Annotated in this window: 14 protein-coding genes and 1 rRNA gene; 7 read left to right on the top strand and 8 right to left on the bottom strand. The window is 53.4% G+C overall.

Translation table 11 applies throughout. From position 1 onward, the window contains the following. Both MVK60_RS00200 and MVK60_RS00195 read right to left on the bottom strand, forming a co-directional pair. The coding region (locus MVK60_RS00200) for an adenylyltransferase/cytidyltransferase family protein (RefSeq protein WP_297435213.1) at positions 1-197 on the bottom strand (197 nt) is incomplete at its 3' end. Continuing rightward, a complete protein-coding gene (locus MVK60_RS00195; RefSeq protein WP_297435211.1) occupies positions 198-977 on the bottom strand; it encodes an S-adenosyl-l-methionine hydroxide adenosyltransferase family protein in 780 nt (259 codons plus the stop codon). Positions 978-1026: 49 nt separating this feature from the next. Here MVK60_RS00195 and MVK60_RS00190 point away from each other — a divergent pair, with 49 nt between their 5' ends. The 3 genes from MVK60_RS00190 to pgsA are packed head-to-tail and all read left to right on the top strand — an operon-like array spanning position 1027 to position 3734. Then, positions 1027-2634 (top strand): transglutaminase domain-containing protein, encoded by a 1608-nt coding sequence (locus tag MVK60_RS00190; RefSeq protein ID WP_297435210.1) that lies wholly within the window; start codon positions 1027-1029, stop codon positions 2632-2634. After that, a complete protein-coding gene (locus MVK60_RS00185; RefSeq protein ID WP_297435209.1) occupies positions 2631-3164 on the top strand; it encodes a tRNA (cytidine(56)-2'-O)-methyltransferase in 534 nt (177 codons plus the stop codon). Before MVK60_RS00190 ends, MVK60_RS00185 begins: the two co-directional genes overlap by 4 nt. Before the next feature lie 9 nt (positions 3165-3173). Then, positions 3174-3734, top strand: a complete 561-nt coding sequence (gene pgsA / locus MVK60_RS00180) for an archaetidylinositol phosphate synthase (RefSeq protein ID WP_297435208.1) — start codon at positions 3174-3176, stop codon at positions 3732-3734. A gap of 80 nt (positions 3735-3814) precedes the next feature. Here the strand turns inward: pgsA and MVK60_RS00175 are convergent, their stop codons facing one another. After that, positions 3815-4522, bottom strand: coding sequence for a TIGR02253 family HAD-type hydrolase (locus tag MVK60_RS00175; protein WP_297435207.1), 708 nt, complete (start codon positions 4520-4522; stop codon positions 3815-3817). Positions 4523-4676: 154 nt separating this feature from the next. Between MVK60_RS00175 and MVK60_RS00170 the strand changes: the two genes are divergently transcribed. Further along, positions 4677-4949, top strand: coding sequence for a hypothetical protein (locus tag MVK60_RS00170; protein WP_297435206.1), 273 nt, complete (start codon positions 4677-4679; stop codon positions 4947-4949). Here MVK60_RS00170 and MVK60_RS00165 read toward each other — a convergent pair. Next, the gene (locus MVK60_RS00165; protein ID WP_297435204.1) at positions 4946-5515 is read right to left on the bottom strand and encodes an ASCH domain-containing protein; all 570 of its coding nucleotides are present in this window, start codon (positions 5513-5515) and stop codon (positions 4946-4948) included. The genes MVK60_RS00170 and MVK60_RS00165 overlap by 4 nt on opposite strands. Continuing rightward, on the bottom strand, positions 5512-5850 hold the full coding sequence (locus MVK60_RS00160; protein WP_297435228.1) for an ASCH domain-containing protein: 339 nt from the start codon (positions 5848-5850) through the stop codon (positions 5512-5514). Before MVK60_RS00160 ends, MVK60_RS00165 begins: the two co-directional genes overlap by 4 nt. A 92-nt stretch (positions 5851-5942) precedes the next feature. Between MVK60_RS00160 and MVK60_RS00155 the strand changes: the two genes are divergently transcribed. Next, complete coding sequence (locus MVK60_RS00155; protein WP_297435226.1) at positions 5943-6110, top strand: class III signal peptide-containing protein; 168 nt, start codon at positions 5943-5945, stop codon at positions 6108-6110. 9 nt (positions 6111-6119) lie between these two features. Then, a complete protein-coding gene (locus MVK60_RS00150; protein WP_297435202.1) occupies positions 6120-7250 on the top strand; it encodes an A24 family peptidase C-terminal domain-containing protein in 1131 nt (376 codons plus the stop codon). Between the two features lie 73 nt (positions 7251-7323). Here MVK60_RS00150 and MVK60_RS00145 read toward each other — a convergent pair whose 3' ends face one another. The 3 genes from MVK60_RS00145 to rrf form a co-directional block, all read right to left on the bottom strand. Next, the gene (locus MVK60_RS00145; RefSeq protein WP_297435200.1) at positions 7324-7947 is read right to left on the bottom strand and encodes an HAD-IB family phosphatase; all 624 of its coding nucleotides are present in this window, start codon (positions 7945-7947) and stop codon (positions 7324-7326) included. A gap of 39 nt (positions 7948-7986) precedes the next feature. After that, entirely contained in the window at positions 7987-8649 is a 663-nt protein-coding gene (locus MVK60_RS00140; protein ID WP_297435198.1) for a protein-L-isoaspartate(D-aspartate) O-methyltransferase, read from the bottom strand. A gap of 175 nt (positions 8650-8824) precedes the next feature. After that, positions 8825-8947: ribosomal RNA gene (gene rrf, locus MVK60_RS00135) — 5S ribosomal RNA — on the bottom strand. A 47-nt stretch (positions 8948-8994) separates the two neighbouring features. Between rrf and MVK60_RS00130 the strand changes: the two genes are divergently transcribed. Then, on the top strand, positions 8995-10506 hold the full coding sequence (locus tag MVK60_RS00130; RefSeq protein WP_297435196.1) for a hypothetical protein: 1512 nt from the start codon (positions 8995-8997) through the stop codon (positions 10504-10506). Positions 10507-10511: the final 5 nt, after the last annotated feature.

The raw sequence follows: 10511 nt of genomic DNA, 5'->3' as shown, positions 1-10511 counted from the left end.
CCGGCCTCGTTAAGGGCCCTGATAAGCATCTCCATCCTCTCGCTCGTCGTGAAGGGGTTTTTCAGCGTATGGCTCGCCTGGGCGCTCCCGATTCCAATGATAACCTCATCAACCTGCGAAAATACAAATTCCAGAGCTTTTATATGCCCGTTGTGGACCGGCTGAAACCGGCCGACGAAGAGGCCGCGCTTGACCATTCAATCACCTCCAATCAGCTTCACCCTCACGGTATCCCCAACCTTCAGACCGAGCTTTTGGGCGGCACTCCCCTGATTGACGGCTATCTCAAGGTAGTCATGGCTTCCTGGCAGGGCCAAAAGCTCTCCGGGCTTTACCTGGCCGTAGGCCACAAGGTAAGGGATTTCAAGGCTGAAATCTGGGAGCTTAACTTCTTGCGGTCTTCCATGGTTCTTGAGGTTCAGGATGACATTGCCGAAGTCATCGACGTAAACCACCTTCAGGAGCCATACCCCGCCCTCCTCCCCCGGCTCGACGTCGAGCCTAGTCAAAGAATCGGGAGGAACTTCATCGGCGAACTCCTCCGGGGAAACACCCTTCTCGATTAACGCTCCGGCTGGACCGAACACATCTCTCCCGTGGAAGGTAGAGCTGATCCCCCAGCCGGTGAAGCGCTTTATCCTCTCGAAGTCTATGGTCCAGACTCGTCGGGTGTTTATGTGCTCGAGGGGGAGTGTTGCCAGTCCGTTGTCGGGAACGACCAGCCACTGCTCGCCCTCGATGATCACCGCCCGCCTCTCGGTTCCAACGCCGGGATCTATCACACCAACGTGAACCGTCCCGGCCGGCGAGTACTTGACAACCTGCTCCATCACGAAGGAACCTTCAAGAACTGAATGTCGGGTTATTGAATGGCTGACATCAACGATTATCGCCTCTGGATTGATCCTGAGCATGGCAGCCTTCATCTCCCCCACGTAGGGGCCCCTAAGGCCGAAATCAGTAGTGAGAGTTATCATGAACCCACCCAAAGGTTATTAACATCGTGGGTTTAAGAGGCTTTGGACGATGGCTATGAGGCGGGCCTTGGTCTTGGTACCCTTAATTCTAATTGTGATGGCATCGGGATGCCTGATAAAACAGCCAGCACAGGTCACATTCCAGATCGACAAAACTGTCGTTTCGCCTGGGGGAACGATTCATCTGATCGTTCACGTGAACAACACCGGGAAAGTTGGGCTCGTGGGGGCGAACCTCATCCTTGGAAACCACGAGTTCAAGGTCCTGCAGGAACCGAAGTTCCCCTACCTTCTCAAGGTCGGCAAGGAAGTTGAGCTCGTGTGGATCCTAGAGGCCCCTTCCCAGCCCGGAACGTACAATCTAAAGGTCTCGCTGGAGCTTCTGGACGAACTCAACAGAACATGGACGGGATTTTACAGGGTCTTCACGGTGCAGGTATCGGCTAACACGACAGGCCCCAGTGACGTTGAGGTAGACGTTAACGCGCCAGCCATAATCAACGGCGGTAACGAAACCAACGTAACCGTCAAGATAGTCAACCGGCTTGACCTGAGTATTGAACTCAAGGACCTGACCTTCAACCTGCCCGATGGCGTCGAGATAATCCACTCTCCTAACCTGCCACCCCTCCTCAGGCCTAAGAGTAACCTGACCCTGGTCTACACGGTCAAAACCCCCTACGCGTACAGGTACGAGTACATAACGGCAATGCTCCATTATGCAATAAAAGGTGAGGAGAGAAACGCTATCAGCAGCAGCCTGATTAAAATCGTCTGGATGCCGTGGACCGCAAATGAAAGCACGTTAAAAGCCGCATATAACCTCCAGTACCACTGGATAACTGACAGATACATAGTCGATGGGTACTGGATGAAGAAGTACAACTCCACATCGGCATTCAATAGAAGCCGCATCGCCAGAATAGCCCTTCCCGTGGTTAAAGGAACAGAATCTGAGATTGAAGCGGCAGAGGCCATCCAGAAATGGATGAACCAGCGCTTTACATTTGGTGACACCACAGTAACCGTCAACCCAGAGTTCGTGCTCCCCCAGGACAGGATAAGCTACGCCGAGGGACAGATACTCATGACGGCAATGCTCCGCTCCGTTAACATTCCGGCCAGGATCGTAACGCTCTTCAACGGCAGTGACTGCACCATCCAGCCAATAACGGAGTTCTACACCGAGGACGGCTGGTACGTTGTGGATCTCGCCCACGGCTTCATCGGGTCCAGGGATGAGTACCTGGCCACCCCCTACTTCCCGAGGATATATCAGATGGTGACCCAGGAGAATTACCAGTTGGTGGCGCAGAGCCCAACTGGAAAGTGGGGGGTGCACGAACACGTCGACGTGACCGGTGATTACCTAGCCAACCTCCAGGAGCGCCTTCTTAAGGTCCTGATGGAGAGACTGAACCCAGCACTCCGCTCAAAAGTGCTTACCGTTATCAACAACATAGAGGACAACGAGAGGCTTTACGCACTCTTCCTGTTTGATTCTGCACCCAAGAATGACCTGAACAGGGTGCTAGGGGAGTACAGCACGGAGAGGATAGAGAAAAACGTAAAAACCATGTACGAGTTTTACAGGGATATGACATGGAGTGAGAACTTCACAAGGTACTGGAGGATATTCGCAGGTGAAATAGGATGATAGGTGTGTTGAGACTCGGACACAGACCCGAAAGAGACAAGAGGATAACGACCCATGTTGCACTCACGGCAAGGGCGTTCGGGGCAGATGGAATAATAATAGCGGCCGACGTTGATGAACACGTCAGGGACAGCGTCAGAGACGTTGTGGACAGATGGGGCGGGCCTTTTGAGATAGAATTCGATCCCTCGTGGAGGAGGGTGCTGAGGGACTGGAAGGAGAGAGGGGGTGTCGTGGTTCACCTAACCATGTACGGGGTTCATGTGGACGAGGCCCTCCCATGCATAAAGTCGGAGCTGAAAAGCGGAAGGGACATCCTGGTGGTCGTTGGGGCGGAGAAGGTTCCGGGTGATGTGTACAGAATGGCCCACTACAACGTGGGCGTTGGGAACCAGCCTCACAGTGAAGTTGCAGCACTGGCGGTGTTCCTCGACAGACTGCTGGAGGGACAGGGACTCAGACGGGAATTCAAGGGGGCAAATCTGAAGATAATCCCCCAAGAACGCGGCAAGAAGGTCATCGAACTTTGAGGTGGGAGGATGCTGAACAGCTACCGTGAGAACGTGAGGGTTTACCTTGAGGCAATTGTACGTCCCCTCGCAAAAATCGGGGTTACCCCAAACACGATAACCATCATGGGACTGCTGATAAACCTGGTCGGGGCGTACCTGTTCTACATCGGAGACCAGTTCTGGGCCGCCGTGACTCTACTCTTCGGCTCTCTGGTGGATGCGCTCGACGGAACGCTGGCCAGGATGACAGGTAAAACAAGCCGCTTTGGCGCCTTCCTGGACTCCACCCTGGACAGGATAAGCGATGGAGCGGTGCTCTTTGGAATTGCCCTGGGTGGTTTGGTGGACTGGCGCGCAGCATTTCTGACGTTCATGGGGGCGTACATTGTGAGCTACGAGCGCTGTAGGGCGGAACTTGCAGGTTCAGGGAAGCTCGCGATCGGCATAGCGGAGCGCGCCGAGAGGTTGCTCATCCTCATCGCATTCGCACTGATTGGCTACGTCTGGTACGGTGTTTACCTCGTTGGGATTCTGGCCTGGATAACGGTCGTCCAGAGGATGTGGGCGGCCTACGGAAGGCTCAGCTGAATAGACAACAGGGGAATGACGAGAATTTCGCTAAACGAGCCGTTACAGCGGCTATGACGAGCCCTGCCGTTTCCGACCCCTCATTTTTCCACCAGACCCCTCACTATTTCAACCACATCACTCAGCTTTGAGACAATGAAGTCACACTCGCTCCACAGCCCACGTTTCTTTCCCTCAGGGTCAAGAAGAACGGAGAGCATTCCGACCTTTCTGGCGCCAACGCAGTCCTTGGCTGGATTATCACCCACGTACAGGGATTCCCCGGGGGAGACGCCCGCCCGTTCAAGGGCCAGTCGGAACGGTCCGGGATGGGGCTTGTAGTACCCCGCATCCTCGCTGGTGGTTACGGAGTCAAAGAGCCCGTAGATGCCGAGCCCCTTAAGGTGCCTCTCGATGTAATCGTCATCTGAATCCGTGATTACCCCAACGTGAAGGCCCATCTCCCGGAGGCCTTTCAGGGTCTCGACCGCGTCCGGGGAGAGTTCCCCGTACCTCTCATGCATCGAGACGCTTATCTCCCAGAAGTCCCGGGGGACCTCAAAGCCGTAGCGCTCCCCCACCCGTTGCATAGCCCTAGTATCCACGTCCCTTATCCTCATGTAGGGGCCCCCGGCGAGTTCCCTGAACGCTGAGGAGGTTTCGGCCTCATACTCCTCCCAGACTTTGATGACGTCCAGATCATCTCTACCTGCCCTTTCCAGGACGTTCCGAACGATGTTCTGATGGGTAACGTTTTCCCCGGCTTTGGTTATAAGGGTCCCCACGAAGTCGAAAAAGATCGCCTTCATACCACCACCGATGTCCCTTCAAGAACAGCACTAAAACCCTTTCCCTGGCAAAATGTCAAGAAACAGAGGGGCAAATCCGATATTTGTGCCTAAACGTCGAAAAATTTTTGAAAAATTTTTTATGGAATAAGTCCTTTCCCAAATCGGTGATGGCATGGAAGCGATACTCCTCGTCTGGGGCGTCCGGGACGAGGTCCTGAAGGGGCTGCCCGTGGAGGGGCACTGGCTATACGGAGAGTACGACTTCATAGCGAAGGTGGAGTTCAGAAGCAGCATGGAGATGGAGAAATTCGAAAAAACGCTCAGGCACGTGATAGACGGTGGGAGGTTCAAACTCATGCCCGTTAAGATATCCGGGGTGAAGGGGGAGAATGGAGAGAACGAAACGAGTATACTGGAGAGCATCGAGGTGGTGGCGGTGCCCTAAACCCTCGATTTTACCAACCCCGCTTCTTTGAGCTCCAGGTACGCCCTCCTTAACGCCTCCCGTATTTCGCGCCTTTTATCCGGACCACCAAGTCTGTACGCCGCCTTTCTGAGGCTTCCGCTTTGAAGGAAGAGCTCAATAAGCTCCCTATCCCTCTCAGGAAGGGAGAGGTTCTTAAGGGCCATCTCCGCTATCGTCAGGGGGACGTTGCCCTCGTAGGCATAGTCGGAGCTCAGGACGGGTTTCTCAAAACACTCAACCATACGAAAGCGGATTATATGCACGGTATCGACGTCGGATATAGACTTGTAGTGTCTCCTGAGTGCTTCAAGGAGCTCTTCACGGCGGGAAAATCCATCGGATACCGCATCGTCGTCCGTAAGCTCCTGAACCCGCCTGCACTCAACCCTCTCAACCACGGCCCTTCCGATAACGTAGCCTCCTGCATGTATCAGAACTTCATCACCGGGATTTAAGTTTGGCTTCTTCCCCTTCCTCACCGTGGACCGCTTTTTTCCTTCAAGAATTGCCCTGGTGTACCTGCCATCGAACTCCAGGTGTCTCATCCTTCCCCACCCAGGAGCCTGAACTTTATGACCATAACGCCGTACCTGTTCTCTTTCCATTTGGCGTACATGCCGTGAAAACGTTTAAGGGCCCGATCAAAGCTCGGCTCGTCGGGAAATATCTTCTTTACAGGTTCTTCACGGAGAACCTGACGAAATGTCTCGTAGTGCTTGACCTCCGTAACGACCGCCGGTATCTCGCTGTTAAAGAGTATCTTGTCCCCGGGCTTTATGCTCCGCCACTGAGGATAGGCCACCCGGACTTCCATCCTTTTCTCACCGGATCGGATGTACTCCAGGTACTCCTCCCGAACACGGAATTTGTAGACTTTCATCTCCATCACTTCCCATTCTTTCACGCCCTTAAAAGCCTAGGGGGTAGAAACTTTTAAATCCTTTAGCACCGAAGATTGAACTGGTGTGGGAGATGAGAAGAAAAGCCCAGGGAGCCCTTGAGTACCTCTTCATGATAGCAGCGGTGTTAGTGCTGGTTCTGTACGCCACCAGGGTGGTCCTGAACGGAACCAGAAACATTGAAAAAGCAGTGGGCAACTACACGGAGCAGGTACGGAAGCAGATACTCGAGAACCTATGAGGTGGAATCATGGATTACATCCCCCTCGTTCTGGGCCTGGTTATGGGAACCGTCACTTCGTACACCGATATCCGGACGGGGTTTATCGATGACCTTCACGTTTTTCCGATAGCCGGCCTTGGAATCGCCTACTACCTTTACAAAGGATTTTCCGTGGAGCACAGCACCATCCTTGCCTTCTCCGGAGTCATAGCGTTTCTGATAGGGCTTCTCCTTGGTCTTCTGCTATACTTCATCGGTGCTTGGGCAAGCGGCGACGTCGTGGTACTCGCCGGGTTCTCGGCCCTGCTTCCGTACGCCCCCCTCTGGGGCAGGGTGGTTCCCCCGTACACTGTGAGCTACCCACTGTACCCAGTCTCGATTCTCCTGAACAGCATCATAGCCGTGTTCCCATTCATCTTCCTGTACTCCCTGGGTGTGATACTAATCCGGAGACAGTACCATGAGCTGGTCAGGATATTCACCGATGGTGCGAAGCTGACCGCCGAAGTGGCCCTCTGGATAACCGCGGGAATAGGGTTCCAGATAGTCATGGCGAAGTCGGTGGGATGGGTGTTTGGAGGGCTGTGGGGATGGGTGTTTGCGCTGGTCGTGATAACACTGCTTGGAAAGTTCCGGAAGGCGGGTGATGTCGTAGGTGCCATCACCTTGGCGTACCTAGTCCACCTCAACCCCCTCACAGGTCTCCTCCTGTTCGGGAAACTCCTCCTTATGCTCTACATGTTCAAGGTGTTCCTGGCGACGGTCAAGTACATGCGCGCCTCGGTCCTGATGGAGGAGGTTCCGGTCGAGGCGCTGAAGGAGTGGGACATCCTGGGGGAGACGATATACGAGGACGAAGAGAGGATAAAACGGGACAGAACCTCCCTCCTCGACAGGGTTAAGGATGCGGTGACAAGGGGGGACATAGCCTCATTAAAAGGCCAACACGGGAGGGTCATTGTCTCAACCACGGCCGAGGGCCTGAATAAAGAACAGATCGAGAGATTAAAGGCTCTCGTGACGGAGGGAAAACTAGAGAATAGGTTCCTGCGCAAGAAGGCCATGCCCTTTGCACCGGCCCTCTTCCTGGGGTTTCTAATAAGCTACCTCTGGGGAGACATCTTCTGGTGGATCGAACTGAAGCTCGCAGGCATGTGAGGGGATGACGAGCTTTTGCTTTGCTGAGTCCTCTACCGGCACGGCAGGTGATGAGCACGCCCTTCACGGACCCTCAGTCCAGAAGGCCCTGTATTATCTCCCCCACTTCATGGAGGCTCTCAACAACGTGGTCCCCCTCGACACCCTCATGAGGATTTATCGCTATGGCAACGTCGGCCTCCTTGAACATGCTTATATCGTTGAAGCCGTCCCCCACAGCTATCGTTAGTTCGGGGTCAAGCTTCCTCTTGAGGTCCCGTAGGATGGCACCTTTGCTTTTGAAATCGACCTCGGGGTTGACCCTTCCAGTAACAAGGCCTTCCTCGTCGAAAATCAGTTCGTTGGCGTACACGTAATCAACACCGAGCTCCGCCCCAACCCTACGGGCGAGGCACATCAAACCGCTGCTTAGAATGGCGATCTTAAAGTTGTTATCGCGGAGGAACGCAATGAGCTCCTTCGCCCCATCCATGTACTCGACGGAGTTCGCCCACTCCATTATCTCATCCCAGCTATGTTCCCTCCAGAGCGATGCGTCAAGTTCTGCCCACTCTACGTAACCAATCTCGCCCGAGAAGAACCTCTCGGCGTACTCCATCCCCTTCTCCCACGTACCGAACCTCTTATGGAGCTCAACCCAGCTTGAAATCGATTTCACAAGGGTTCCCTCCAGGTCGAAGGCTATGAGTCTCACCATGTCATCACCTGCCCGACAATTGAGTATCTCCTTAAAAGGCTACCCTTCCCACCCATGCTCCCCTATCAGGGGAACGAAGGCAACGCCACCCCAGCGTCTCTTCCGTACCTTCCCACTTCCAGTTTTTGTTATCACGTAAAGGTCCTGCCATAGGTGGTAGCTACCAACGGGGATCAGAAGCTTTCCACTTGACTTGAGCTGTTCTATCAGTGGGTCCGGAATCCGTGGGGCACCCGCGGTGACGATGATCCTGTCGTAAGGCGCCCTGGGAGGAAACCCCTTCGTGCCGTCTCCGGGTATGACATGAACTATCCCTTCATATCCTGCCCTTTTAAGGTTTTTCCGTGCAAACTCAACCAGTTCAGGAATTCTCTCGATGGTGTAGACATCGGTCTTGACGATTTCAGCTATCAGCGCGGCATTCCACCCGCTCCCCGTGCCGACCTCAAGGACTTTCATGCCTTCCTCCAGCTCCGCCAGCTCCAGCATTATCGCCACCATGTGGGGGGCGCTTACCGTCTGTCCGGCAGGAATCGGCAGGGGCTCATCAACATGCGACCACTGTGCGCTTTCCTCCGGCACGAACTTATAACGCGGCACCTTAAGAAAAGCTTCTTTAACCTTTTTGCTTTTTATTATTCCTTCCCTCTCAAGGGCTTCAACCCTTCTCACCCATTTGAGGTAGAGCTCCTCCTCGTTCATGAGTCTCACATCGGCATTAAGATATTTTAATTTTGCCTCATGTGTATGTTTTGGATGATAGTTTGTTAAGCTTCTAACTCTAAACTCTAAACTCTAAACCCAGAACCTAAAATCTACTTTAACTTTAAGTTTTGATTTAAGCCTTAAGTCCGGAGAACAAAAGCGGAGGACTAGTGGCCGGCGGCGTCCCCGGTTTCCCGCCCCCCTCTCGGAGGGCAGTACACCCAGGAACGCTGGCGGGCTTAACTTCCGGGGTCGAAACGAGACCGGGTGTGACCCCGCCGCTATGACCGCCGTACCGATACATACTCCCTGAGATGGATTTATAAGCTTTGCGGTTGAAGAATGCCCTGTATGGAGGGAGAGATACTGAAACTCCTGACGGCACTGAGAGGCAGGACGCCTTTGACACCTGAAAAGCGGGTTAGGGATTTCCAGCTTAAAGTCCAGGGAATTAAAAATGGCGAGCAGGCTGAGCTTGAGGGATTCCTCCTTCTGAGAAAACCTCCCCATGCCCCGGATGATGCGGTTTATTACATCCTTTCCCCTCTCCAGCCCTCTGACCTTCAAAAAGCCTCCATGGTATCATATTTAATACTCCGGATAACGGAGAACAGCAGAATCTCAGGCAGCGTGAGGAGCGGGAGCTACGTCCGGGTCTCGGGCTTCATGGACTCCTATCCCTACGGCACGCTGAGGATGCTGAATGTGGCCGAGCTGAGGGGTGAGGACTACTCGGAATACTGGCTTCAATACGATGAGACTGCCCTGAGCAAAAAAGAGTTTGAAAATCTGTTCATGGACACCATCTATGCCAGCTATGACTTTGAGAAGGCCTTTCTTTACTCCCTCTTCGCATCCCCCAGGATATTGGGGTCTAACAGGGAATGGGGAGAGGGGGTTACCTTTTCGACATTCAAGGACAGGGACAGAATTATTCTCTCCATATGGGAGGCCGTGAAATACATAACGGGACTCTTTCCGAGGGAGCTTTCTCTGAGGAAGGAGAAGAGATGGCATTTCGTGGATGAACACCTTGATCTGGATTTTGTGGCATATCTGCCGGAAACTCCTGTCAGGTACTACTCTCCCTTTTCCAGAGCTGTGCTCAAAAATGAAATACCCGCTCCGAAATGGGCGTTCAGATATTTCAAATCAAAGGATGCTGTTTTTTTAACGCCGAAAAAGGCAAAAATCCTGCCCGATGATCCCCTCGCATACCTCTCAGAGGTGCCTTTCATCCTGAATGAACCCGTGGGGTATGAAAAGAACCGCGAGCTTGAGCAGCTCATTCCAAACGTTATAGCCACGATATTCAAAGAGAGGGCAAAAATGGCGTCAATGAGCCTGGGGGATAGAGAACTCAGGATTTTCAGGGAGCGATTTGAGGACTGGATTATGAAGAACCGCATGGAATACGGCGAGAAGTTCGATGCACTGAGGCTGAGCGGCATGGTATTCGAGACCAACACGCGCTTCCTCCTAAGCACCCACATCCTCGGATCAATGGCCAGGTTTGAGGGGGGGCTGAAAAGGAGCATAATAAGCGACGTCCTCGTTATAAATCAGGAGATTCTTGACACATGGATGAATGAGATACCGCCTGACATCCTGATGAAGGCCGTTAAGGAGTATGAAAGATATATAAGCAGGGATAGGAGAGCCAACATAGCCCTGAGCATATTCATGGATCTGGAGGCAACATCTGCCGACGGCAGTGTCTCATGGGAGGAATTTCACAGCGCCCTCATCAGGTATGGATTCAAACGGAGCGATGCGGCGAAAATCATCGAGCGCCTCCTGCGTGAGGGCTACCTGTACGAGCCGTTTGCCGGAAGGCTGAGGATGATAAAGTAGGTGGT

The sequence above is a fragment of the Thermococcus sp. genome, from assembly GCF_026988555.1.
Lineage (GTDB): Archaea > Methanobacteriota_B > Thermococci > Thermococcales > Thermococcaceae > Thermococcus.
The sequence above is the reverse complement of the archived record's forward strand: the minus strand, read 5'-3'. Positions and strand labels throughout refer to the sequence as shown.

Excerpts from the sequence above, each read along its gene's own strand:
- MVK60_RS00195 (WP_297435211.1), bottom strand. The coding sequence starts at position 977 with ATGATAACTCTCACTACTGATTTCGGCCTTAGGGGCCCCTACGTGGGG.
- MVK60_RS00190 (WP_297435210.1), top strand. The coding sequence starts at position 1,027 with ATGGCTATGAGGCGGGCCTTGGTCTTGGTACCCTTAATTCTAATTGTG.
- MVK60_RS00185 (WP_297435209.1), top strand. The coding sequence starts at position 2,631 with ATGATAGGTGTGTTGAGACTCGGACACAGACCCGAAAGAGACAAGAGG.
- pgsA (WP_297435208.1), top strand. The coding sequence starts at position 3,174 with ATGCTGAACAGCTACCGTGAGAACGTGAGGGTTTACCTTGAGGCAATT.
- MVK60_RS00175 (WP_297435207.1), bottom strand. The coding sequence starts at position 4,522 with ATGAAGGCGATCTTTTTCGACTTCGTGGGGACCCTTATAACCAAAGCC.
- MVK60_RS00170 (WP_297435206.1), top strand. The coding sequence starts at position 4,677 with ATGGAAGCGATACTCCTCGTCTGGGGCGTCCGGGACGAGGTCCTGAAG.
- MVK60_RS00165 (WP_297435204.1), bottom strand. The coding sequence starts at position 5,515 with ATGAGACACCTGGAGTTCGATGGCAGGTACACCAGGGCAATTCTTGAA.
- MVK60_RS00160 (WP_297435228.1), bottom strand. The coding sequence starts at position 5,850 with ATGAAAGTCTACAAATTCCGTGTTCGGGAGGAGTACCTGGAGTACATC.
- MVK60_RS00155 (WP_297435226.1), top strand. The coding sequence starts at position 5,943 with ATGAGAAGAAAAGCCCAGGGAGCCCTTGAGTACCTCTTCATGATAGCA.
- MVK60_RS00150 (WP_297435202.1), top strand. The coding sequence starts at position 6,120 with ATGGATTACATCCCCCTCGTTCTGGGCCTGGTTATGGGAACCGTCACT.
- MVK60_RS00145 (WP_297435200.1), bottom strand. The coding sequence starts at position 7,947 with ATGGTGAGACTCATAGCCTTCGACCTGGAGGGAACCCTTGTGAAATCG.
- MVK60_RS00140 (WP_297435198.1), bottom strand. The coding sequence starts at position 8,649 with ATGAACGAGGAGGAGCTCTACCTCAAATGGGTGAGAAGGGTTGAAGCC.
- MVK60_RS00130 (WP_297435196.1), top strand. The coding sequence starts at position 8,995 with ATGCCCTGTATGGAGGGAGAGATACTGAAACTCCTGACGGCACTGAGA.